General features: G+C 52.7%; 15 protein-coding genes. 12 read left to right on the top strand and 3 right to left on the bottom strand.

Annotation, left to right across the window (positions count from 1 at the left end):
* Window positions 1-415 precede the first annotated feature (415 nt).
* The 11 genes from MFFC18_RS10970 (at window position 416) to MFFC18_RS10920 (ending at window position 16,048) form a co-directional block, all read left to right on the top strand.
* Window positions 416-1,657, top strand: coding sequence for an HlyD family efflux transporter periplasmic adaptor subunit (locus tag MFFC18_RS10970; RefSeq protein WP_075086500.1), 1,242 nt, complete (start codon window positions 416-418; stop codon window positions 1,655-1,657).
* A complete protein-coding gene (devC, locus tag MFFC18_RS10965) occupies window positions 1,654-2,826 on the top strand; it encodes an ABC transporter permease DevC (RefSeq protein WP_075086501.1) in 1,173 nt (390 codons plus the stop codon). The genes MFFC18_RS10970 and devC overlap by 4 nt, the downstream gene beginning before the upstream one ends.
* Before the next feature lie 22 nt (window positions 2,827-2,848).
* Window positions 2,849-3,571, top strand: coding sequence for an ATP-binding cassette domain-containing protein (locus MFFC18_RS10960; protein WP_075086502.1), 723 nt, complete (start codon window positions 2,849-2,851; stop codon window positions 3,569-3,571).
* Window positions 3,572-3,855: 284 nt separating this feature from the next.
* Entirely contained in the window at window positions 3,856-5,184 is a 1,329-nt protein-coding gene (locus MFFC18_RS10955; protein WP_084417450.1) for a vitamin K epoxide reductase family protein, read from the top strand.
* A gap of 65 nt (window positions 5,185-5,249) precedes the next feature.
* On the top strand, window positions 5,250-6,296 hold the full coding sequence (locus tag MFFC18_RS10950) for an AAA family ATPase (protein ID WP_238381354.1): 1,047 nt from the start codon (window positions 5,250-5,252) through the stop codon (window positions 6,294-6,296).
* Window positions 6,297-6,302: 6 nt separating this feature from the next.
* Window positions 6,303-7,322: a DUF58 domain-containing protein gene (locus MFFC18_RS10945; RefSeq protein ID WP_075086504.1), complete on the top strand. Its 1,020-nt coding sequence runs from the start codon at window positions 6,303-6,305 to the stop codon at window positions 7,320-7,322.
* 3 nt (window positions 7,323-7,325) lie between these two features.
* A complete protein-coding gene (locus tag MFFC18_RS10940) occupies window positions 7,326-9,422 on the top strand; it encodes a BatA domain-containing protein (RefSeq protein ID WP_075086505.1) in 2,097 nt (698 codons plus the stop codon).
* Window positions 9,422-11,671, top strand: a complete 2,250-nt coding sequence (locus tag MFFC18_RS10935; protein ID WP_148618810.1) for a vWA domain-containing protein — start codon at window positions 9,422-9,424, stop codon at window positions 11,669-11,671. The genes MFFC18_RS10940 and MFFC18_RS10935 overlap by 1 nt, the downstream gene beginning before the upstream one ends.
* Window positions 11,672-11,711: 40 nt before the next feature.
* Entirely contained in the window at window positions 11,712-14,558 is a 2,847-nt protein-coding gene (locus MFFC18_RS10930; RefSeq protein WP_075086507.1) for a coiled-coil domain-containing protein, read from the top strand.
* 17 nt (window positions 14,559-14,575) lie between these two features.
* Window positions 14,576-15,259, top strand: a complete 684-nt coding sequence (locus tag MFFC18_RS10925) for a DUF4159 domain-containing protein (RefSeq protein WP_084417452.1) — start codon at window positions 14,576-14,578, stop codon at window positions 15,257-15,259.
* 24 nt (window positions 15,260-15,283) lie between these two features.
* Complete coding sequence (locus MFFC18_RS10920; RefSeq protein WP_075086509.1) at window positions 15,284-16,048, top strand: thioredoxin family protein; 765 nt, start codon at window positions 15,284-15,286, stop codon at window positions 16,046-16,048.
* Between the two features lie 224 nt (window positions 16,049-16,272).
* On the opposite strand, the gene MFFC18_RS10915 is transcribed toward MFFC18_RS10920, so the two are convergent.
* Both MFFC18_RS10915 and MFFC18_RS10910 read right to left on the bottom strand, forming a co-directional pair.
* The gene (locus tag MFFC18_RS10915) at window positions 16,273-20,643 is read right to left on the bottom strand and encodes a PVC-type heme-binding CxxCH protein (RefSeq protein ID WP_075086510.1); all 4,371 of its coding nucleotides are present in this window, start codon (window positions 20,641-20,643) and stop codon (window positions 16,273-16,275) included.
* A gap of 111 nt (window positions 20,644-20,754) precedes the next feature.
* Window positions 20,755-21,867, bottom strand: coding sequence for a Gfo/Idh/MocA family protein (locus tag MFFC18_RS10910; protein ID WP_075086511.1), 1,113 nt, complete (start codon window positions 21,865-21,867; stop codon window positions 20,755-20,757).
* Between the two features lie 154 nt (window positions 21,868-22,021).
* Between MFFC18_RS10910 and MFFC18_RS10905 the strand changes: the two genes are divergently transcribed.
* Window positions 22,022-23,176 carry a DNA-binding transcriptional regulator gene (locus MFFC18_RS10905; RefSeq protein ID WP_075086512.1) on the top strand — a complete coding sequence of 385 codons (1,155 nt, stop codon included), beginning with the start codon at window positions 22,022-22,024 and terminating at the stop codon, window positions 23,174-23,176.
* Between the two features lie 23 nt (window positions 23,177-23,199).
* On the opposite strand, the gene MFFC18_RS10900 is transcribed toward MFFC18_RS10905, so the two are convergent.
* Window positions 23,200-24,843, bottom strand: coding sequence for a serine/threonine protein kinase (locus MFFC18_RS10900; protein WP_075086513.1), 1,644 nt, complete (start codon window positions 24,841-24,843; stop codon window positions 23,200-23,202).
* Between the last annotated feature and the right edge of the window lie 180 nt (window positions 24,844-25,023).

Below are 25,023 nucleotides of genomic sequence, written 5' to 3'. Positions count from 1 at the left end.
ATGCATTGAAATATGCCTGTTTCGAGCAGCTCCAGAAAAGCCAATCGCTCGCGGCATTTCGCCTACGCGTATCCGGGGGTATCCGGGGTCAGTGAAGCTTTCGCCAGTTCGCTTCGAGATCCGGACGCTGCGACCCCGGAAAACTGCCACGACGGCCCTGTAGACGGATACGAACCGGCGTTCGCACCAGGCAAGATAACTATCCTTGATGTCATAAATGCTTTACGCTCTCCGAACGAATCAATGCCTGTCTGTTGGATCTGAACTCGCACGCCAAACCGCTGTCCGTTCCAGCCAATTTACTCACCACGATGCATCATAATTTTGACGGCGTGGTAAGCGTTGGATGGTAGTAAAGTATGGGCGTCGGAAGTTTGCTGCGAGAACTGCAGCATCAATCAGTTCGGAGTTGAGAATGGAACCAAGCAAAAAGACTGACTCTCAGCCCGAAATCCGGGATAGTGAATTGCCTCTCGACGTAGTGAAGCACAACGAAATGCAAACGAGCAACCAGCGTCAGGGACGCAGAAGAATTCCCCGATTTTTCTGGTTGGCGTTCATTCCTTTATTTCTGTTCACAGGAGGAGTGATTGGGATCTACGTTCAACCTCCACCGCTACGTTACTTCCTGAAAATAACCGGACTACGACCCGGCGGTGGCACAAGTAATCCGATCGCAGTTCCCGTTGAGCAGGATGCAGAATCGGAACCTGAACAGGCTACGATTCGAACCGTCGTCGCGTTGGGACGGCTAGTTCCGGAGGGCAAAGTAATCACTATCTCGCCGCCATTTGGTGCTGGCGACGCACGAATTGACGAAATCAAAGTCGAAATTGGCAGCCGGGTTGAACGTGGGGAAACACTGGCTCTGCTCGACAATCGCGCCAGTCTCGAATCTGCTGTGGCGTCGGCCGAAGCCAATGTCGCACTACAGCGAACGGCCCTTGCCCAGACTCGAATGACGATTGGTGCAGGGCTCGGCGAGGCGCAAGCAGCACTTGATCGCGCCAAGGCTGGCGAAGCATTGGCCTTGCAAGAATACAAACGCATGAAGAACTTGCGCGGACAAAATGCAGTCTCTCAGTCAGAGCTGGATCAGGCGTCTGCGGAATTTTCGCAATCGCGAAAGGATGTTGCCATGGCAGAAGCAACGGTAACACGTTTCACAGCACAGGAAATGGAAACGCAACCTGACGTGGCCGTCGCAAAGCGGAAACTTGATGCGGCCATCGCCGACTTGAATCGCGCCAAACATGATTTGGCTCGAGGCATTGTGACAGCGCCGGTCACCGGAACGATCCTCGACATCTACGCTCGCCCCGGTGAGAAACCGGGAACCAAAGGCATTTTGGACATTGCCAATGTGCAACGGATGACGGCTGAACTGGAGGTTTACCAGTCCGAGATTGGGGTTATCGCTGTCGGTCAACACGTTGAGCTCTCAGCAGATCCACTTACAACTTCACTTTTTGGAATTGTTAGCGAGATTGGATTTGCGGTTGAGCGTCAAACAACCATTCGCGATGACCCGGCAGCCAATACTGATGCTCGTGTTATAAGAGTAACGGTCAATCTCGACGCCGATTCCTCGAAACGTGCAGCACGGCTCACGAATCTTGAGGTTACTGGTCGGATCGCTGTTGAGGATGCGCAGTGACCAGAATCCTTTCTCGTCTATTGGGACGATTGCCGCTTGGCTGGTTGCAACTTGTTTCCAACAGGTTGAGATTCGCTGCTGCTGCGGCAGGTGTCGCGTTCGCAGGGATTCTGGTTTTCGTTCAACTTGGAATGATGGGGGCATTCAGCGAGGCCATTCGTGTTACCTACAGTGGTTTCGAAGCAGACGTCATGATTTCGGCTTCGGATGCAACAGGAATCATGGACGGTTCCAACGTCGCGAGTCGTCGTATGTATCAGGCGTTAGGAGTGCCCGGTGTCACTGAAGCCTGCCCACTGTTTGTGGGAATGACGAAATGGCAAAACGACAACGGAACCAATATTGAATTCAATACGATTGGAATTGATCCGGCCCGACAGTCATTTATTGGCACGGCTATCGGCAATGTCAACTCTCTCAAGCTCGCCAACAACGTGTTGCTTGATCGACGCGCCCGAGGAATGGAGTCGGGGCAGCTTTCGCAAGCGACTCTTGATAGCCCGTTGGTTTTAGAAGCCAACAATCAGCAGCTGGCCGTTGTAGGAACCGTTTCGTTTGGCGGCGGGTTTTCAGGCGATGGATTTATGGTTGTGTCAGACCAGACGTTCATGCGTCTTTTTCCTGCCCGATTTTCCGGTGCGCCGAATCACATCCTGCTCAAAATTGGCAAGGGCGAGGATCCGGGTATCGTCGTCGATCGTATTCGCACCGCACTGAATGCCCAATCGCTGGAAATCCGCACCATCGAAGCTGCAATTGAACAAGACGTCCAATACCAGACAACTGTTCGGCCAGTCGGGCTGATTTTTGGCATGGGAGTCATCATTGGAATCATTGTTGGCATTGTGATCGTCTACCAGATCCTATCCACTGACGTAGCGGATCATCTTCGAGAATATGCCACCTTCAAGGCAATGGGTTATGACCAGCGGTACTTTCGCAGCATCATTTTCGAGGAAGCAATCATATTAGCGATCGCTGGTTTTATCCCGGCTTTACTGGTCGCACTCGGCATCTATACCGTCATGGCCGAAGCAACGGGATTGCCGATCGCGATGAATCTCGCGCGTGCCGCGGCGGTTTTTGTGGGCACGGTTGGCAGCTGTGCTTTGTCTGGAATGATTGCGATGCGAAAACTGGCGAACGCAGATCCGGCTGACCTTTTTTAAATATTGCCTTTGTTCAGATCAAATGAAAACGAACACACAACTTGAGCCCCGATCTGCGAATACGACGTCGGCAATTGTCGTCGATGGATTGAACCATTGGTTTGGCTTGGGGGAGGCTCGGTTTCAGGCGTTGTTCGACATCAACTTAAAAATTAAGCGAGGTCAACTCACGATTCTCATGGGGCCATCAGGTTCCGGCAAAACCACGTTGTTGACGTTGGTCGGTTGTTTGCGAGAGATCCAGGATGGCCACGTCCAGTTGTTGGGCCAGGAGTTGCGAGGTGCTGCCGACAGACAGCTCAACGGTTTGCGTCGGAGACTGGGGTTTATCTTTCAAGCCCACAATCTTCATGAAAGCCTGACAGCGATGCAAAATGTCCGAATGGGGCTTGAGGTGCACGGGGCATTGAATCGAAAAGAATTTGATCGTGCATCAGCTCACATTCTCACTCAACTCGGTTTGGGCGAGCGGCTAAGTTACATGCCTGCGAAGCTGTCTGGCGGTCAGAAACAAAGAGTCGCCGTTGCACGAGCGTTGGTAGGGAACCCGTCAATCATCTTCGCGGACGAACCGACCGCTGCACTGGACAAGGATTCAGGGGTGAAGACAGTGCAATTGCTCAAGCGTCTGGGAGAGGTTCGAGGAACGACGACCGTGATGGTCACACACGATAACCGAATCCTGGATCTCGCTGACCGCATTTTAAAACTGGAAGACGGACGAATTGTGGAAGACAGTGGATAGTCTGGCCGCTGCCACTTCGGCCACCCGTGATTCGTCTGGAATCGCACTATGTCCACAATGCCCAAGTGCGGCGACTAAATCAGCCGTCACATTCGCGTCCATGCACGCTTTGCGTTGCATTGAAAATCGACCGTCAATCAAAATCCGCGCGCAAGCTATTGCAGTGTGAACCAGTTTTTTTTGAGAACGGTTTCTACTTTGAAAACGTGAACTGCCTGGCATGCATATTAAGGTTTGCACATATCTGCAGCGTGACACTTTGAACATTCAGCAAAGCTTAAACATTGACAGGCGCATCGATCCTGAGTTCCATAGATAAAGTTTCCAATTGTGGAGCTTCGCCAGCGAATGCAGTATATTCAAATCAGGCAAACTCATGGAGCTCACTTAATTTGAACACTTCTACATCCGGCCCTGCCTCTGATACAAGCATTGATGTCCCCGCGTCGTGGGTCAGAACAACTTGTCTCCTACTCTCGACGATCGCGCTCGGTGTCGCAGTATATTTGTACTCAACTTCATTAGCCGAATCCGGGCGGCCGCTTGGGTGTGGAGAGAACAGTGGATGCGCCGAAGTACTTACCAGTCGCTGGTCTCAAGTGTTCGGAATTCCAGTCAGCATCCCTGCCGCGCTCGTTTACGGCGGCGTGTTGGCAACCCTAGCCGGTTTCTCATTTGCTTCGGTGTCGCAACGCTCAGCCCTGTGGTTGGCTGTAACTACGCTGGGAATCGTGCTGATCATGTCCGCGGCCTGGTTCGTTGGATTGCAAGTTTTTCACTTGGAGGCCATCTGCCCATGGTGCATGACCGAACACGGTTTGGGTTGCGCCGTTGGCGTCCTGCTATTGGGTTCAGCAATCAAAAACGTGGGCACGAAGAAGATCGCGCTACCGACAATGTTGGCGTCCATCATGCTGGTGGGCCTGGTGGGTGCCCAATACTTCGGTGAGTTTTCAGGCCCTGAAGCTGAAAGAATGGCGGCTGGAGAGAACGATTCGATTGAAGGCGAAGGTGACTTGCGAAAGATCGTTCTGCTAGACGGAAAGTTTCAGGTCACTCCATCTAAAGTGCCAGTGATCGGCGATCCAAATTCTGAAAACGTCATTGTGGTACTTGCTGATTATTGCTGCCCTCATTGCCGAGCCACGCACAACTATTTGCTTTCGGGCATGGAGAAGTATCCCGATCAGTTCGCGGTCGTCATGTTGCCAATGCCATTGAATTCAGACTGCAACCCGCATTGGGGCGAGACGAAAAAGCGATTTCTGGATTCATGCAAACTGGCCCGTCTTGCGTTGGGTGTCTGGAAAGTCGAACCAGAAAAATTTCTGGAGTTTGACAAGTGGCTGTTCGAAACGAAAACGCCGCGACCGATCGCGGAGGCAACGGCCAAGGCCAAACAGATGGTTGACGCGGCCAATCTGGAATCGGTTCTGGCCTCCGACATTTCAATTGACGAGCTAATCGAAAAAAACGTCAACGCTTACGCCGATAGTGGTGCCGAGCGGATCCCTGTTCTGTTGTCACCCGGGTTTTCTTCTATCGTCGGACGGCCAGGAAGCGAAGAAGAGCTACACGAAATTCTGGTCAGGGATTTCAACCTGAAACCGTAACAACAATTCGACTTGGCTGAAAATTAGCCAACCAAATTAACGCCTAGTGGAGATTTTTTGAGGCAATGTCAGATCATGCGAACGGAAAAATTATGGTGGGCGATGACGATTTGGAAATACTCAAGCAAGCCAGTGAGGGCTATGAAAAATTAAGGCAGGAGATCGGCAAAGTCATCGTTGGCCAAGATTCAATTGTAAGGCCGGCATTGGCGGCCGTATTCTGCCAGGGGCACACGTTGATCATCGGTGTGCCGGGACTCGCGAAAACGTTGCTGGTTCGAACGCTTGCGGAATCACTGAATTGGATGTTCAAACGAATTCAGTTTACTCCCGACCTGATGCCGTCAGACATCATCGGCATGGAACTACTTCAGGAGAACGCGGAGACCGGCGAGCGGGAAATGAAGTTTGTTCGCGGGCCGATCTTCGGCAACGTGATTCTTGCTGACGAAATCAACCGAACGCCACCGAAGACTCAGTCGGCGTTGTTGGAAGCAATGCAGGAATACACCGTCACGAGCATGGGGCGTCAGCATCGTCTGGAAAAACCCTTCGTTGTCTTCGCAACGCAAAACCCGATCGAGCAGGAAGGAACCTATCCGTTGCCGGAAGCACAGTTGGACCGATTTATGTTCAGCTTGTGGGTCGAGTATCCGACGGCCGAGCAGGAAGAAGAAATTGTGTTTTCGACGACAGATGCACGTGACATCAAAGTCGAACCTGTGTTTACGCTGGAGCAAATTCAGGCGTTCCAAAATCTGGTTCGTCGAGTTCCCGTATCGCGACACGCCGTCAAATATGCGGTTGCCCTGGCCCGCGCGACTCGCCCGGGATCGAAAGATGCCGACGACTTTGTGAACAATTATGTTTCTTGGGGTGCGGGCCCGCGAGCCGGCCAAAATCTGGTGCTCGGCGCGAAAGCACTCGCTGTGATCGATGGCCAACCGGCAGTGTCATCGGCACATGTTCGTGAAGCCGCCAAGTGGGTTCTAAGGCATCGCATTTTGCCAAACTATAACGCTGCTGGTGAAGGAATCCGCGACGCGGACATTGTCGATCACGTGCTGAAGCAGACTCGTGAGCCGTCCTACGAACGCTCTTCTTCGGTGTAACGCAACATGGATGATATGGAAACGGACATCGTTTACGCTGAACTGGTTGATCGCAATCGTGATCGCGACGGTTTGAACCGCAAGTACTTTCGCCCGGAAGATTTACGGCGTTTGTCTCACGCTGAATTTTCAAGTCGGCGGGCGATCGAAGGGCTTTACTCTGGCAAGCACAAGACGTTTCAGCGCGGACAGAGCATCGAGTTTCGTGACTATCGGCAGTACTTGCCGGGCGACCCGGTCAATCATGTTGACTGGAAAGTCTACGGTCGTACGGACAAGCTGTTCATCAAGTTGTTCGAGCACCAGGCTGAACTGACGGCACATCTGCTGGTCGATGGTTCGCGGTCGATGGTGTTTAACGGATTCGATGCTCGCGAGGAGCAAGATTCAAAATACGATTGCAGCTGCCGGTTGGCCGCAGCGATAGGATTCCTGATCGCCAAACAACGCGATCGATTTTCGTTCGGCGTGGCGTCTCAAGGCCTACAGGATTTGCAACGCCCGGGCAGCTCGATTCGGTACCTGATCAAAGTGCTGGATTCGATGGAGAAGGCTTCGCCAAGCAGCATGGCTGATTTTCCTGCCGCGATTGACGAGCTAATCAAGTTTTCGAAGTCCAGAGATATGCTATGCGTGTTTTCTGACTTGTTGGACATGTCAGATGAGTTTTTGAAAAAGTTAAAAATCTGGCAACAGCGCGGCGGTGAGGTAATCGTGTTCCACGTGCTGCACGATGAAGAAATCACTTTGCCAGAAGGGCTTTCGGATGGTCAGTTCATTGACTCAGAGAGTGCCGAACGAGTTCGCGTCGATGTCAAAAGCGTTCGGGACCAGTATGCCCTTCAAATGTCACAGTTCATCGCGGACTGCCGTTCCCGGTGTAGCAAACAGGGTTTTGACTACAATCTGGTCCGCACTTCGGACCACTACACCAAAGTTCTGCAACGTTACTTTGCGCGGCGAGCGGATCGATTGACGGCTCGCAGCAGTAACACGAGCGCCGACCACTCATCCAAGGCGGTGTAGCGAATGATCCAATGGACAACACCGCTGATGCTGCTTGGGCTGGGACTGTTGGCGATGCCTGTTATTGCGCACCTGATGAATCGCCGATCGCGAACGACCTATTTCGTTCCGACCATTCGCTTCCTGAAGCAATCGAACGCCCAACAAAACCGGCTGATTAACCTGAAGCGATGGTTGCTGCTTCTTCTCAGAACCGCCGCGATCGCCTTGATCGTTTCCATGTTCGCGCGTCCGGTTTGGTGGCAAGGTAACGCTCCGTCTCCCAAAAAAGACGCCGTTGCGATGGTTGTCGTGATGGATGCGAGCGTTTCAACCTCTCGGCAGCTTGGGAACGTGGAGCTGTTTCAAAAGATGAAGGCCTCCGGCAATCGCGCTTTGAATGAGCTGGAAGTCGGACGCGATTTTGCAAATATCGTCATGGCGAAACGCGTGCCGAAAATGCTGCTGCGGAATTTATCGCTCAACACCGACGAGCTAAAACGACAACTGGAAGCAGAGTCCTGGTCGTACGAACAGGCCGACATGGAAGCGGCGATCGCCGAAGCCGTTGCTCAATTGGCGGCTCATCAGGGACAAAAATCAATCGTTGTCGTTTCGGATTGGCAGAAGACGAATTGGCAAAACGCGTCTGGCAAATCTTCGATCGAAATCCCGGACGATGTGAAAGTCAGTTTTGTGGATTTGGACATCGACGAAAATTCGAACGTCGCGTTGTCGGCTGCCAGTTGCCAACCGCCAGATCCAATCGACGGACAGAAGATCCAGGTTTCCGTTGAAGTCAGCAATTTTTCTGATCGTGTTCGCCAGGTTCCCGTCCGACTGGCAAGTGGCAGCGTACAATTGGGCGAACAATTGATCAAATTGGAGCCACGACAATCGAGAGTCGTCTCGTTTCCCGTGCAGTTCGATTCGCAGCGGATGGAGGCGTTCACCCTGAAGACAAGTTCTGACGGGCTCACGGCGGACGATGTCGCATACACCGCGCCGTTCTCGCCGCGGAGGATCCCGCTCACTGTCATTACCGATGATCAGCCAGACGAAGCAGGTACAGCGACCTGGTTCTTGGAACGAGCGATCCTGCCGTTCGACAGCCAAGCCGATCGATACGCGGTGCAGTCCCTCGCGGTCAAAGACGTCCGTGAAAATCGACTCGTCGGGCAGGAGATCGTGGTCGTAGGCTACGTCACCCGGTGGAACCCTGATGCCGCCAAGCTTCTGATCGAGTTTGTTCGCACTGGCGGAAAGCTGCTCTACTTGTGCGGCGAAGGTGACGTTGCAAATCAAATTCAGCAGATCGAATCCCAGGCCACAGAAGCCTTCTTCCCGTTTCAGCTAACGCAGTTGAATCGCTTCAAGAAATTTGATGAAACGCTGTACGTGTCCAGCGGCAAGTGGCGTAGTCGGTGGTTGAGAGATTTCGACTTTCAAAGCCAAATTGCATTGGCCGAAGTTCGTTTTCAAAACGTTTGGGGAACATCGAAGCAGCAAGACGACGCCAATATTGTGTTGCAGTATTCAGATGGTCGCCCAACGCTGGGCGTACGCAATTTTGGTACGGGCACCATCGTGCTGGCCAACCTTAGTCCGGCGATCCGGTTCAGCGAGTTCGGAAAATTTGGCTCATTCGCAGCCCTCGTTCAAATCGTAATTCGCGGTTTGAATGAGGACGCAGAAAATTCGTCGCGGAAGATTGTCGGAGAGCCAATTGTTTTCCCGATGCCTGAAGATTCATCCTCCGGCGAACTGGATTGGTCAGTCGTCGGCCCGGAAGAAACCGATCTGTCTCCGATCCTGTCGGACGGTGGGCGTTCGGTTCTGGTGAGTAACACCAGCACACCGGGGCTGTATCAACTGAAGGTCGGCACGACGTGGAGTCAATCCGCGGCCGTGGAAATTGAGCGTGACGAAAGTGACCTCACCGCCATGAACCTTGATGAGGTTCAGAACGCCATTTCAGCTGTCGAAGCACGTACGGCAACAAGCGATGGTTTTGCGATCAGCCTTTTCGACAAAGGGTCGCCGCTGTGGGGATGGGTTGCGTTGGGAGCGTTGGGTTTGATGTCGATGGAGTCATTGATGTTGGGTTGGTGGAAGCGATGATGGATAGCATGCAACTGTTGTCGGTCGTTTGGCGGCCGATATTCGTCACCGGCTGGATCTGGGTTCTGGTTGCGCTGGCAGTCGCACTGTCCGTTTTCGCCTACGCACGAGTCTTCGACAAGTTTCGGTACAAAAGCCTGTTACTGATGCTCAATCGCCTGTTTTCGATTCTGCTTGTTTCCATCATCCTGTTCGGTCCGAGCAAGTTGCTAGAGACCGAAAGCGTTGACCGAAAAGGAGTTTTGCACATCCTGACTGACGTTTCGGAGTCCATGACCACGAAAGAATCGAGCGGCAAAACTCGACTGGAACACGTTCACGAAGACTGGCTGACAAGATCGGCGTTGCGCGAGATGGCGGAGAATTTCGATGTCCATCTGTATCAGTTTGCGGAAAAGCCAAGGCTGCTGGGTTCGACGGGAGACAGCGGATCGATTCAGATCGCGAAAAACGAAGACACTTTTCTCATCCGTTCGGCGACCGAGGTTTTGAATGGCCGGATGGCTTCTGGCAGCAATCAGGCGATGTTGATTCTGAGCGACGGGATCGACAGTGAAGAGGCCTCAGTCGACCAGCTTGGAAAATTTGCACAGGCCAAAGGAGTTGCGGTTCACACGGTGGCCTTTGGTAGCGATGCGATTTCACGAGACATGGCGATCGTCGCGGCAGCGAAACAGCAATACCTGTATCCAAATGAGTTGGGCAGCATTGTCGCCAAGATCTATCAGGTCGGCCTGGGTTCGAATCGGACGATGCTGAAAGTCCAGCAGGGCGAGGAAACCAAGACGGTTCCGATCGACTTCAAAGGGCGCGGCGTGGTTCAGGTCGAGATTCCTGTCCAGCAGGAAAAAGCGGGCCAATACGAATACAAGCTTTCTCTCAACGCGATAACTGGCGAAATTGAGCTGGCCAACAATGTTCACTCATCTTTCGTCCGGGTTCAACCTCGCCGAATGCAGGTGCTACTTTTGGAAGGTGCGCCTTTTTGGGACACGAAGTTCATTGCCCAGTCGCTTCGACAAGACGAACGAATTGAGCTGACTCAGGTTTCACAAGTGAACCGACGGAAACGATTGACGATCGTGACGCGTGGAGAAGAAGAACAGACCCAACCGGTTTCCGTTCCAGAAACACTGGATGATTGGGCTCGGTATGACGTGGTCGTGTTTGGCCGTCAGATCGAGAATCTGATTTCGCCAGAATCGGCGAAAGAACTGGTTGAGCTATACGAAACGTCCGGCATCAATATCGTCTGTTCGCGAGGACGACCGTATGGCTCCGACGGCCCGGGAGAATCGATCGGTGCAGCGTTGATGAAGATCGAGCCAGTGGCGTGGTCGGGAGAAAAGTTTCCCAAGTGCGAGATCGAGTTGACGATGTTCGGACAGATGACTCGCTGGTTCGCGCCAACAAAAATGGGCCTGGACGTCGAGACCGCGGTTAGGCGTTTGAGTGGATTTACTTCGGGCGACATCGTTGAAAGCGTGAAACCGAATGCCCGAATTTTGGCGGAAACCGTTGCCGGACCGAACGTCGCCGCTGCTCAGCCAGCTTTGCTGACGTCTTCAGGAGGCGCCGGCTCGTTCGTCACCGTCGCTGGCGAAGGGTTTTGGAAATGGAGTTTGCTGTCCAGTGAGGACCAGGACCTTGTAGGGTTCTACGATGCTTTCTGGTCAAACATGATTCGCTGGCTGGTGGTCGGTGGTGACTTCCAGCCTGGCGAGAAAGCTTCAATGAAGTTAAGCAAATCTTCGCTGCGTGTCGGCGAAGAGTTAACAGTGGACGTTGCCCTAAAGCAAGCCGCGGCTACGGTTGATCCGCAAATTTTTGTGACCCTTCCCGATGGGCAAACAAAACCGATTGCGTTGACCCCGGTTGCAGGACGCAATCCGCGGTTCCGGGCAAAGGTCCTGGCAGATCAGGGCGGGATTTACGAGATTCGATTAAATGCGCCGGGTTTGTTAGAGAAAGACCTGAGCCAGAAATTCAGCGCTTACCAAATCAATGTTGAAAAATTGAACACGACAGCCAATCCGATGACGCTAAAAATGATTGCTGGACAATGCGGCGGTGAGTTTTATCAGCCCAGTGAATGTGAAAAGTTTCTTAAACAGGTAAAACTCGATGCAGAAGCCGCCAAAATTCCACCCAAAACGGTCTATATTTGGGATCGGGCATGGCTCATGCTGTTGCTGTCGCTGTCGATCGGAAGCGAGTGGATATTTAGAAGGTACGCGGGATTGATTTGACGCTGTAAATTGAAGCACGAAGTTTGTGTGGGAATACGCTATGAGCGAAACGCAATTACATGAATATCTCCGCGGCACGAATTCCGTTCAGCGGTTTGCAAGCCTGACTCGATTGCTGTTTCTGGGTCTGCTGGGAGTTCTGGTTCTGGTTGCGGCGGCGATAGGCTTTGATGCCGCATTGTCACTGCCGACCTGGTTTCGCGTTCTGGTAGACGCGGGCATTTTGCTGGCTGCGTTTGCTGCGATCATTTACTTTGCTCGAACGTTTCTGTCATTTCGCTTTTTCGGTCATCGCACCGCAAGACGCATCGAAGAGTCGTTGGAGATCGATAACAACGCTTTCGTCAACGCGGTAGATCTTGGCGACGATCAAGCCGTGAACGTGAGCGAACAATTGAAGGCTGAGGTTGTCAGCAAAGGCAACCAACTCAGCCGCGAGTATTCGCCGTTCTCAACAGTCTCGTTCGCGCCGACAGTAAAAGCACTCGTCAGTGCCGGGATCGCCACAATCGCCGTCACGGTGTTTTACTTTGCAGCACCTCAAATGTTTGGGCGCGTGCTGCCTCGGTATCTCGACCCCTTCGGCAATCACCCAGCCTACACTTCGCTGGAGTTCATCGTTACCGTCAATCCAACGGAAGTTGAGTTTGGCCAAACAGCGGATGTGTTCGTTGACATCGAGGGCGCGAATCTTCCCAAGGCCGCGAACTTTGTACGGAAGACCGAGTTCGGAGAAGAAGAGACTCCCATGATGAATTTATCAGAGGGGGAGTTTCATCTCCAATTGTCAGAACTCACCCAGCGAGTCGAGTTCATGATCAAAACCGAACGTGGTGAGAGCCGTTCGTTTGCGATCGATGTGTTGCCAATTCCGACGTTTGAAAAGATCTGGGTTCAGTATGACTATCCCGAGTACACGGGCTGGGAATCTCAGCGTCGATTGTTAACGTCCAACGGCATTCGCGCTCTGGAGCGTTCAAAAGTTACCCTGGAAGTCGAAAGCAACATTTCGCTTGAGTCGGGACAGCTGATCCTGTCTTCAAGTGACGACGGTAGCGAGCCACACTCCATGGCGGTTGCCAGTGGCGACAAGAATCGGGTAACGAACACTTTCGAACTGGAGGATCAAACACAGTTTGAAATGGAATTGCTCGCAGCAAACGGAACTTCAAGCTCCAACAATAGCAGCGGCAAGATCCATGTTACTGTAGACCGACCACCCCAAATTCGAGTCGAAAGCCCTGAGCCTCATGTGATTGCGGTTGAAGGTTCCAAGGTGCCGATCAAGCTGCGGGTCTCTGACGATGTCGGGCTGAAACAATTGACTTTTTATCGATCGATCAACGGCATCGGGCCGTTTGCAAAAGTTCTCAAGAGCCAGTTCGATGAAACTTTTGGCAACGAGACGGTTGAATTTGACCTCGGAGAACTGGGGGCCAAAGCCGGCGATTTGATTACCTATTACGGTAGCATTTCCGACACCTATCCGATTGACTATCCGGGCAGCGAAGAACATCTCATCCTGTGCGAGACGGGCGTTATCCAGGTGATCTCGTTGAGCGACTATCAGGATTTGGCTCGTCGAGAATATCGGATGGATGAAGTCATGGACGAGATTGCCGAATTCAAGGATCGGTTGGCGGAACTGCAGGAGCAGCGCGAAAAGATTCTGGAGGAGCTTGAAGAACTGCAGAACAAGCTTGAGTCGGGAGAGGAACTGACGGAAGAGGAAAAGCAACGCATGGCACAGCTGGAAGCTCAGCTTGAGGAGTTCGCCAAAAAGGCGGCGGCACTTGCCAGGGATTTGAAAGAGCGTGCTGAGCAGGCGCCGATCTATGACTTCGAAGATTCACTTCAGGAACAGTTCAAGGAGTTGGCGGAACAGTTGGATCAGCAAGCCGATGATGCAAGTGCTTTGTCGAAAGCGATGGCCCAAGCGGCGACGGGATCGCCATCGGCTGCTCAATCCGCAATGAAGAAATTTAAGGACAATGACGAACCGTTTGACGCCGAAAGTGAACAGGACCGCGAAGATATGCAGCAGGACCTCGAACGCCTCGCGGGTGCGGAAGACTTGCTACAACAGGTTGCTCGCTTGAAAAGCATTATTGATCAGCAGCGAGAAATCGCGGACCGAATGAAGGAGTTCCAGGCGAAGGATGATCTTACCGAGGAAGAACAACGACGCCTGAAGAAGTTGGCGAAACAGCAAGATCTGCTGAAGCAGGAACTCGTCGACACGATGGAAGAAATTGAAAAAGCAGCGGAGGAGTCCAAGGATGATTTCCCAAAGGCGGCCGCAAGCATGTTGGAGATTGTTGACGCGATCGCAGAATCTGGTGCTCTTGATGATCAACAATCGGCAGCCGAATCCGGCCAGGATCTGGATGGAAAGTCTGCGGCAGAAGCCGCCGAAGAGGCAGCAAAAAAACTGGAAGCTCTGCAATGCGACTGTAATAGCAATTCAATGGGCACAGAGATGGCTCAAGGCGATCGCCCGCTGTCGATTCCTGGCAACAGCATGTCAAAGTCGCTGGATCAACTTGCTCAGTCGATGAAGATTCCTTCGATGAAGGTTGGTAAAGGCGGACGTGGATCGACAGGCTATCGTGGCTCAATTTCGCGAGCATCACTATTCGGGCCACATTCGGAAACCCGGATTCGTGAATCACGACGACGTGGCCGATCAGGAGATCGCAGCAAAGGTGGCTCTGGCGACAAGTCGATCGTTGAGAACGGATTCGCTCCTGAGCAATTGACGCCGGAAGCACGAGGTTCCGAATCGACTGGGCCAGCAAACATGCAGGGTGTACCGAGTGCCTATACTGATCATGCACGAGCTTATTTGAAACGCATTGCTGAAGACGTAAATCCGGACAACGAATAAACAATCGAGGAGATCCTATGATCGAGTACTTACATTTTCACAAAAGACGGTCGACGGTTCTTTTGGCTTTGCTGACCGCGTTAAGCGTCTGCTGCAACGGAGATGCGCTTGCCCAGACGACCACGGGGGAAGTCAAATGTGCGAATCTGATCTATGCTCGCAACAAGACCTCGGTGTGTTTTAGCTCCGACTTCATGGATGACATTAACAACAAGACGAACATTCGCACCGATGGAAAGTTTTCGCCAGTGCGGTTGGAGGACGAAAATCTGTTCGACTATCCCTTCTCGGTCATGACGGGAGAAGGCAATTTCAAGCTAAGCCAGTCACAGCAAGAAAGTCTCAAAAACTATCTGACCGGCGGCGGGTTTGTCGTGGCTTCGGCAGGATGCAGCGACGGCAGTTGGGCGAGCAGTTGCCGCAAGGAACTGAACGGCTTGTTCCCGGAAAACAAGATGAAGAAGCTGGAGATGGACCATCCGATCTTCCACTCCTTCTACGACATCAAGCGTTTGAACTCCGCTCGCAAGGATCTCGAAGGACTCGAAATTGACGGCAAAATCGTACTCGTTTTTTCGTCGGACGGGTTAAACGATTCCGACAATGCCGAGGATGAAAGCTGCTGCTGTTGCGGTGGCAACGAAATCGACAATGCACGGCAGATCAACATCAACCTGTTGATCTATGCACTGACTCATTGAACCTGAAAACAGCCGAGGCCTGAAGTGAAACGCAATCGAATACTCGTTATCGCCCTGAGCGCAATTTTCAGTTTGGCACCACTTTCGGTATCAACTCATGCACAGGAGATAGTTCAGTTTCATTCGTCGATTGAGGACGCACGAGATTCGCTTGGACCGGATGAATCCGCCAAACCGATCGTGTTGTATTTCGGCGCAAGTTGGTGTGCGCCCTGCCAAAAAATGAGGACCGTTACGCTCGAATTCATCAAGAATGACGAAAACGCCGGAGCCTACCAATGGGTAAAGTACGACATCGACGATTCGCCCGAAATGGCTTCCAATTTTGGAATTGTTTCGGTACCAACAATTGTCGTTTTGGACTCCCTTGAAAATCCGGTTGGCAAAACTGGTGGATTTATGACAGCCGAGAACCTGCTCGAGTTCGTCAGCAACTCAATTAACAACCCGACTCCGATTCCCCCCACGATTGACGAACTGGCTGAGGGAATTGCCGAAGCAAACGATTCTGAACTGAACGACGCCGTGGACCTGTTGATCAGGGAAATGGCGGATCCCCGTCGGGCGGACAGACAGCGAATGTTGTCGATCGTGAAGGAGCACAAACAGAGAATTCAGCCACGTTTGATCGATTGGCTGGAAGATAATGAGTTGAGATCGCGTGCTGCAGCCGGTTTGGCAATTTCGGCCGTCATCAATTTCAAGTCAGACTTCGATCCGTTCGCCGATCCAGCGACTCGAAAAGTTCAGATCGACAAGATTCAGAAATCGTTGCTCGACGCTGATTGATGCCGGCCAGCAAATTGCGTGAACTGGAAACTGTTGCTGCGACTGCGGCGACGAATCGACAGTCACCCAAACACAGACGCGTGGTGGTAAGTGGGCCTCGATGAGCCCACACTCTATTCCAGCAACATTCGGATTGCCGGGAGCAACGCCCCAGCAATCCGATTGAACCGGAATCGCCGCCCGGGAAACTGACCCGAGCAGGCTTTTCAATCCGTCCGCAACTACTATTCGCCTGGTTCGACGGTAACGGCCATCACGACGGGCGCCGTAGGATGATTCGGCTTCACGAACTCAATCGAGTCAATGACCGTATCACGACCAGGCTCGATCGCGATGTATCGCAACTGCCCACCGCTTTTGGTCTCCAAAGCGAACTTCGACTTGGGAACTTCGCAGCGTCGAATGTAGTCCGCAATGTGCTGTCCGTCGACCAAAGGATGATCCTCTGTTTCGCCGTCTTCATATCGTAGACGAACGATCAGGCTCACACCGCGATCGGCTTCCTCCATCGACGCCCAACCAGCAACGCCTCCCAGCAAATGAATCTTCTTTGCCGCCGTCCGACAGCGAATGGCGACGGCTTTGGGAAGCTTCGGCGGAAACTCTCCACTCGGACCATGCAACATGATCGCGTTGGGAACCGTAGTCCCCTTCGGATCGAGCAAGGAAAAAGGAACGCCCTCGATCGTTTGCGTACCCCACTGCTTGAGATCCAACCGCTCACGAACTTCCTCACGGCGATAGAAAAGCCCTTGCGTGGTGATGACGTTAGCAACACTTTCGATCCCGAGCGGAATGTATTGCTCGTGCTGCGTCAGATATTCAAGCAGATTCACAAGTCCTTCGTCGTCGATCTGCTGTTCAAATCCTTCGGGCATCGCGGATTTTTCACTGGCTTTGAGAGCTTCGATGTCTTCCCGGAGAACCGTTTGCTTGTTCCCTTCGGCATCGACAATCTCGATCGTCGTCCTGGTTTCTCCACTCAGTAGTCCGTTGAGCACCAACCCGTCGAGCGTAAGCACTGTATAGTTTCGATAGTTGCCTTCGACGCTCGCGTTCGGGTCAAGGATGTGCGTCAGCAGTTCGATTTTCGGATGCACGGACATGCCGTTGAGATTTGGACCGACGACTTTACCCTCCCCTTTGAAGATGTGACACGTCGCACAGTTCTTCGTGAAGATCGCTTTCCCGGCCTTTGCGTCACCAGTCAATTTCGTGAGACCAACTTTGCTGGCCAACAATTCCGAGCGGTCGCTACTGACTTTGGTTCCGGCATCGTCAAGCAATTTAACAGCCCGATTTTTCACAGATTCAGTCGGGAACGAACGCAGAACGGCACGCTGCCCCAGCGAGAGGTCCGAGACCCGCAAATCCCCTGCCTCAACGGCGTTCAACAGGTCCTCCGCGAGATCATCGCGCGAAAGCAGAACACGGACCGTCGCTTCGCGGAGTTTTGGAGTTGCTCCCGCTGACAGAGTTGCCAAACGTTTTCCAACTCCGTCGACTTCGCAATTGGCAACGGCTTCGACCAAAGCCGACGAAACTTCGTTGCCCGATGCGGGCCCCACAACAGCCAACAGTGCATCGACAGTTTCGGGGCGTTTGGGGTCAAACTGAACCAACTGCCTGGCCGCCACGATTCGGTCGCGATTTGGAGCATCGCTGGAGGCGACTTTCTCTTCCAGTGATGCCAACACCGACACGATTCTGGCTTTGAGCGAATCCGACGACCATGCGTTGGCCAATCGAGCCAGTGAAAGTTTTCCGCCGGAATTGAGTGAGTCAAAAACAGCTGGCAAACTGCGATCATTGGCGTCCGAAAGTTTCACGGTGTAGCCCTTAGGCCAACCGCGAACAAGTCCTTCCACGATCGATCGGCTTGTTCCGTTGCTGTTTGATGCGAGCGACTTCACAATCTGACCGACTTCTTCGGAATCAGGTCGTGAGCGAGCGAAGTGTTCGGCAACCCGAGCACAGATCGACCGCTGAACTTCCGACGAGGAATCAACCTGCGAGATTTCTCTCAGGAATCCGCCACTGTGCATGGCTGCCGCACTGGTCAAAGCATCGACCAACCATTGGTCGTTGGCGACCATGCTCATCGCAGACGCCGAAGCCAGTACTGCTCCAGCGTCAGCCGCCGGCGAGTCAGAGATCTTCAACAACGCGGCCAGCACGACCTGGTAGTCCGTGTCCTCCATGACTTTGGACTGTTTCAGAGCCGCAAAGCCATTTAGGTCGTTGGGCAGAACCCGAACAGCATTTAGTCGCACACCTGCCGATGGATGCGAGAGGGCTGTTTTGATCGAAGCGAAAACGTTGGACTCATTCGTCAGCCCCAGACCGTCCAAAGTATGCAACGCGTGAATCGCTCCGACGTTCAAACCGATGGCGTCAACCGATGTGTCATTCACAAGTTCTAGCAGTTCGCCAATGCAGCCCTGATCGCCGCTTTCAACCAGCAAACGTTGGGCTTGCAAACGCAATTGCATCGTCGGGCTTTTTAGTTGCTGAACCAGTGCCGCCACGTCCGTACGGTCTGCAAATTCGACACGACTTTCCGCAGCATCTTTGTGAACCACACGATAGACACGGCCATACTTTTTGTCGCGCAAATCGGACTCATACGCGGCCCCTTTGCCGGTGCGAAAACCCTGTGGAGTCGGATTGTGTTGCACGATGCAGTTGTACCAGTCCAACACCCAAACGTTCCCGTCAGGTCCAACTTCGGCCATGATTGGAGCCGTCCACTCGTCAACGCTGGCGAGAAGATTCATCGGACTGGAAGATCGAAAGTCCGCACCGCGAGGCTTTAACTCAAACAGTCCAACAAGTTTTCCGGTCGGGCCACAAACAAATGACGTCCGGTTCCAGAACGCTGGCGGATATTTTCGAGCCGTATAAATGGCGTGCCCGGCCGCCGCAGTGTATTTGCCGTGATGGTCAACCTGACGCACCTTGTCAGAAATTGGATCGAAGGTTGCCGAAGAAATTGGACGCAACGTTTTCGGAGCCCAACCTTTGACTCGCTCGTAATAGCGGTTTGGAATCGCCATGAAAAAACTCGGCGCGCCGTTGGCTGTTGAACCAAAGATCAAACCTTCTTCCGAGATCCCGAGCCCCCAAGTGTTGTTCGTTGTCGAACGAAGAAACTCCAGCTCCTGAACCTTTGGATCATCTTCTTGCGAAAGCTTGAAGCGGAAGAATCCCTGGCGGAACGAAGGCTGTTTCTCGCCGTCGACTATCACGGCTGAATCGTTGTAGCCCTGCATCGCGTAGATCCAGTTGTCCAAACCGTTGCGGAAATTACTGACGCCACCATGCGTGTCGCCCAATCGCCAATTCGACATCAGGACTTTGCGAACATCGGCTTTGCCATCACCATCGCTGTCCTTCAGATATAGCGTTTCGGTACCGTTTTGAACGACAGCGCCGCCTCGATGAAAAGCGATCGAAGTCGGAATGCTGAGGTTTTCTGCAAAGATCACAGAATCGTCCGCTTTGCCGTCCCCGTCCGTGTCCGAAACAATTCGAATCCGGTCGCGACCGACATTCCCCGCCGCCAATTCATTTGGATAGTCCAACGTCTCGCAAACCCAGAGCCGTCCGCTTTCGTCCCAGGTCATCGCGATCGGCTTCGACTGGAAAATTGATTCGTCGGCGAACAGCTCAACATGAAAACCTTCCGGCACGACGATGTGCTTCATACTCTGTTCAGCCGGAGCAGGCTGCTGCATCAACGTTAGCGGATCTTTCTGAACACCCCATTTATCACTCGGTGGATAGTTTGGAATTTTTGGGCCGACGTCCACATAGTCAAACGGCTTCAAACCGGTCGCAAGCTTGCCCGGCGGCGGAAGTTTGGGCTCGGCTTTCTTTTGATCAACACTGACAAGTTCAGGCCCTTGACCACACGTCCAACGAATTCCACGTTCGACAAGGTTTTGAAAACCGCGACGCTCCCACGTTCTTTCGTCGTGTCCCCAAGCCGTATAAAAGACTCGCCCTTTGCCCTGCGTGCGAACCCACGTCCATGGCTCTCGCAATCGCCCCGTCGCCTGTGGCGTGCCGGCTCGATACTCAAGCACGGTTCGATTCTCATCGTTGTGCCGAGTGTGTACGTAGGACTCATCCCAACTGGTGAACGACGCATAGTCTTTCAGGATTGGATGCTCGACCTCGGCCGCTTCCACCGACATTTCGCCTTGGCCGTGTTTCTGAAATTGGGCTCCGATCAGAGCAACAATTTGAGGAGAGTTCCCGAAGCATGCCGACGCACAATGCAGCGGCACAAAACCGCCGCCGCCTACTACATAATCGAGCAATGCCTTCGCCTGATCGGCTTCGATCTTTGTGTAGTTTGCATAGACGATCAGCGCGTCGTACCGTTTCAGGTTTTCCAGATTCAAATCTGAAAGCTGATCCGTATAAGTCAGCGAAATGCCAGCCGGTTGCAGCTCCGGTTGCAAAATTACGAAACGTTCTTTGGGCTTGTGATGCCCTTCGTCACCGAGGAAAAGAACGTTCAAATCCTGAGCGTTTGCCGACAGGCAGGTGCAAAACAGAATTGCGATTGAAAGGATGAGCTTGTCCATTGGCGACTCTTAAAGTTAGGTTCAAAACTCTGTTGAAACTTCGGTCCATGTGTGAGTATTGCGCTGCAACCAGTCGGCGGCATACATGCATGCCTCCGGTTGCTGTGGCGACTACCCCAACGTGAACTCAGGCAAGCGAACAACTTCGCCGCCCTTCATCGCGGACTCATGAGCGCAAATGCCGACGCAAGTCCAGTTCGCGGAAGTCAGCGCGTTCGGCTTCGGATCACGATCCTCTTTCAGTGCCATCACAAACTCGTTCACCATGTGCGGATGCGAGCCACCGTGTCCGCCGCCTTGCAAAAACGACAAATGGTCGGCGTCGTGAATCTCCGCCGGCAAAGTGAATTTCTGAATTGGCTCAGGAAGCAAGTGAGCGAAGTCCGGGACCTCGATCTTTTCTGGAATTTCGGGCTCGGGCCGTTTCGCGACGTGCATCACGTGAGGCTCGTTTTCGACCAACGTCCACTCGAAACTCTTCTTCGTTCCGTACACGTCAAAGCTCTCGCGATACTGTCTCGCGACGTCATACAGGCAACGCCAAATATGAGCCGTCACATCGCTGTCTTTGAGTTTTATATGAGCGCTTTCAACGGCAAACGGGTTGCCAGACTTTTCCTTGATGTCATCTCGAACCGTTCCGGATCCAAAACAACTGACTGATTCCGCCAACGAATCCATCAAGCCAAGACACGGGCTAACGACGTGCGTCGCGTAATGCATCGGGATCATGGACTCCCAATAACTTGGCCAGCCATCCATATCCTGCGGATGAGAAGCCGCAAGGTGCTGGATCTTCCCAAGCTCACCTTTGTCGTAGAGGTCTTTGATAAAGAGAAACTCTCGGCTGTAGACAACCGTTTCGGCCATCATGTACTTCAAGCCGGTCTCCTTGACCTTCTCAATGATCTGACGGCATTCGTCGATCGTCGTCGCCATTGGCACCGTGCACATCACATGCTTGCCAGCATCGAGGGCTTTGAGCGACATCCATGCGTGGTCGCCAATCGGGCTGTTGATGTGAACAAAGTCGACCTCTGAGTCAGCCAGAACGTCATCGAATTCAGTGTATCGCTTTTCGATCCCGAATTGATCTCCCATTTTGTCGAGCTCTTCTTTATTGCGGCGACAGATCGCGACAATGTTCGCGTCAGGGTGATTCTGATAGATCGGAATGAACTCGGCTCCAAAGCCAAGTCCGACCATGGCAACGTTAAATGACATAGAGGCTCCAACAATTTGTTCTGGCGATATCCAATATTGACCGCCGCAATTTAAAGCTAACGGCATTTTGATTTCACACAATGAAATATTTCACATTTAAGATACAATATTTAACCAACCCGCGATTCAATTTTGAACGAACTTTGAGAGCGAAATGAAACGGTCCGTCGCCCTGCTAATCGAAACCAGCAACGAATACGCCCGCGGTTTATTGCGAGGGGTTCTTCGTTACCAACAGGAGCACGAACGCTGGAACATCGATTTGCCGGAACAGCACCGCGGTGCAGCGCCGCCAAAATGGTTGGCTGGATATTCAGGGGACGGAATCATCGCACGTATTGAGACCGAAGCGATCGCCGCGGCGGTTCGTCAATCTCAACTGCCTGCGGTTGACGTTAGCGCTGGCCGTTTCGTTGAAAGCATCCCGTGGGTAGAAACCGATGATCAGTCGATCAGCAGGTTGGCGATCAGTCATTTTGTCAAACGCGGAATTCAGCATGTCGCGTTTTGTGGCGAGTCGACTTTTAATTGGTCGAAATGGAGACGCGATGCGTTTGTGGCGGAAGCAAAGGCACAAAATCTTTCGGTCAGCGTTTTCGAAGTTGGCAGTGACGACAATGAGTCCACGTGGTCGAAAGAGAGAAAGCGACTGGCCAGATGGCTGGCTCAACTTCCCGACTCCTGCGGCTTGATGGCGGCTTACGATTCACTCGCTCATCGGGTCATTCAATTGTGTACCGAGATCGACCGATGTGTTCCGGATTCGATCGCTGTCGTTGGCGTCGATGATGATCCGTTGTTGTGCCAACTGGCAACACCATCGCTGTCAAGCATTGTGCCCGACGCAGAACTGGCCGGCTACACCGCGGCCGAGCAACTGGATGCGATCATGTCGGGCGAAGTCGTTCCGGCGGCCGGAACGTTGCTGCCGCCAATCGGTATCGCGACCCGTAAATCGTCGGATACGCTCGCCGTTGAGGATCCAGTCGTGGCGATCGCTGGTCGATACATTTTGGCAAACGCCTGCAACGGGATTCAGGTTTCAGACGTCGTGGCCCAAACTGATTTGACACGGCGCGTGCTTGAACGTAGATTCAAGTCTTCGATGGATATCACGCCGCACGAGTTTATCGTGGAAACCCGTTTGTCTCATGCAGAACGGTTGCTGCGAGAAACTAATTTGACTTTAGATAAAGTCGCCCATCGTTGTGGCATTGAGTATGCGGAATACCTCAACGCTTTGTTTCGCAAGCACCGTGGCATGACGCCAGGCGAATACAGACGCCAGAACAAAAAGACAGATCAATGATCGCGGATCTACAATCGACTGGCCTATTCAACTGGTTCGTCAACGGGGACTTCGGGAACGCCATCGAGTCGATTCTGGATGACGATCAATTGTGCGTCGGCCGCATCACAAATCTCTTCGTAAGCAGGATTGCGTCGGAATTGATTTGAAATCCGCGCCAAAACTTTCGTGCCCTGCATCAATTTGAGCTCGTTGGTTTCGTCGGAATACTTTTCAATCATCGCCATCAAAGTCTCCGGATTTGCGGGCAATGACAAAATTCCTGAAAGCTGTTGAAGCTGCTTCGTCGCCGCCCCATAAACATGGCGTTCGTCGCCTTCGGGATCAACTTCTCGTACCAAACGCTCAAATTCGAATTTTGCCGCTGCGTGTTCGCCGCCAAGGAATTTTTGCACAGCGTCAATGTAAGACTTGATGTTCCCGGTATAGAAATTTCTGGCCCCCGGGGCAACGCCGCTACGGGCGTTCATCTCAAGGCTTTTCTCCTTGCTTTCGAAGTACAGATCCGTCGCGCGTTCTGCAATCGCTTCGTCAGAACTTTCCATCAGAAAATTGAGTTCCACAGCGGCCTTTCGCCAGTCATCCGGATCCAACGACGCGACTTGTGATTCAGCCTGTTTAAGTCGCTTCGCGTGGCTCTTTGGAATCGCGAAAAAGACGATCACTGCCAGCAATCCAACCAAAGCAGCGATCATGAAAGGAGTTTTCTGATAGAACGGCGTTCCGTCGTACTTTTCCCGCGTCGGCTTTTTACCCAACGCACGCCGCGCCGCTGTTTTATCGACGCCTGCGGTGAGCGGATTAAAGTTTCCAGCCACCTGCGAAGCTGCTGATTTCTGCGTGGCGTCGATCTTCTTGATTTCCTCAAACGCAAACGTGATCGCGCGAGCCGAATGCGGACGCTGCCGTGGGTCGGGCTGCACCATCTGAGTCACAATTCTGTCCAACCAGATCGGACAGTTCATGACTTCTTCGGCCACCGATGGAGCCGTGGCTTCTTTCTTGACTTTCGCCATGCGACCCATCGTGTCCGGTTCGTACGGAAGCTTTCCGGTCAACAGTTCATACAGGATCACGCCCAGCGAATAGAAATCTGACTTCTGCGTCGCGCCTTCGTCGAACTGCTCCGGAGCCATATAGGCTGCAATCTCAAGGTCCCGTTTTCGCGTCGCGTCCCAACGTCGTTTCTTCGCGCGGTTCAAACGCAAGTCAGAAATTTTGACTTTATGATCCGGCGTGATGATGATCTTGTCCGGCGTCAACTTTGAGTGAATGATCTCGCGGTTGTGAATGTATTTCAGAGCTTCCGCGATCTGGTGTCCATACTCGACGACCAAATCCGGAGCCAACTTTCCGCGGCGAGCCAGAATTGCAGACAGTGGCTCGCCTTCAATCAGTTCGGTGGCGAAGAAGATTTTCGAGTCCTCCTCATGAACTCCGACGCCATAAACGCGGACAAGGTTCTCGTGCCGAAGTTTGCGAAGCTCGACGGTCTCGCGTTCGATCTTGTCGAGCGCCTTGGTCCATTCAATCGTCGGAGGCAGATTGATAAACTTGAGAACGACGTCGCGATCCTGAGCTTCCTGACGAGCATGGAAAACCTGTTGACGCCGACTGGTTCCCAAACGTTTGAGAATTCGAAATGGACCGACTTGTGTGTTTTCCACAGAACTTCGTGTCGCTAAGACTCGGGAAGGATAAGCTGGAGGCACCATCCTTGGCGTGTCCTTTCAGTCTAACAATGGATTTGCGAAAGACGAATTGAAAACGGGCCTAATTCGCTTCGTCGGTGAATTCGCCGTGATTAATTGACAAAATCGTTGCTCTTTTTCAAACGCTCTGTTGGT

The organism is Mariniblastus fucicola (genome assembly GCF_008087665.1).
Taxonomy (GTDB): domain Bacteria; phylum Planctomycetota; class Planctomycetia; order Pirellulales; family Pirellulaceae; genus Mariniblastus; species Mariniblastus fucicola.
This window is presented reverse-complemented; position numbering and strand designations above follow the sequence as displayed.

What these genes read in the sequence shown, in the direction of transcription:
- MFFC18_RS10930 (WP_075086507.1), top strand. Translation starts at nt 11,712, where the DNA reads ATGAGCGAAACGCAATTACATGAATATCTCCGCGGCACGAATTCCGTT.
- MFFC18_RS10910 (WP_075086511.1), bottom strand. Translation starts at nt 21,867, where the DNA reads ATGTCATTTAACGTTGCCATGGTCGGACTTGGCTTTGGAGCCGAGTTC.
- MFFC18_RS10915 (WP_075086510.1), bottom strand. Translation starts at nt 20,643, where the DNA reads ATGGACAAGCTCATCCTTTCAATCGCAATTCTGTTTTGCACCTGCCTG.
- MFFC18_RS10960 (WP_075086502.1), top strand. Translation starts at nt 2,849, where the DNA reads ATGAAAACGAACACACAACTTGAGCCCCGATCTGCGAATACGACGTCG.
- MFFC18_RS10950 (WP_238381354.1), top strand. Translation starts at nt 5,250, where the DNA reads ATGTCAGATCATGCGAACGGAAAAATTATGGTGGGCGATGACGATTTG.
- MFFC18_RS10935 (WP_148618810.1), top strand. Translation starts at nt 9,422, where the DNA reads ATGGATAGCATGCAACTGTTGTCGGTCGTTTGGCGGCCGATATTCGTC.
- MFFC18_RS10945 (WP_075086504.1), top strand. Translation starts at nt 6,303, where the DNA reads ATGGATGATATGGAAACGGACATCGTTTACGCTGAACTGGTTGATCGC.
- MFFC18_RS10905 (WP_075086512.1), top strand. Translation starts at nt 22,022, where the DNA reads ATGAAACGGTCCGTCGCCCTGCTAATCGAAACCAGCAACGAATACGCC.
- MFFC18_RS10925 (WP_084417452.1), top strand. Translation starts at nt 14,576, where the DNA reads ATGATCGAGTACTTACATTTTCACAAAAGACGGTCGACGGTTCTTTTG.
- MFFC18_RS10940 (WP_075086505.1), top strand. Translation starts at nt 7,326, where the DNA reads ATGATCCAATGGACAACACCGCTGATGCTGCTTGGGCTGGGACTGTTG.
- MFFC18_RS10970 (WP_075086500.1), top strand. Translation starts at nt 416, where the DNA reads ATGGAACCAAGCAAAAAGACTGACTCTCAGCCCGAAATCCGGGATAGT.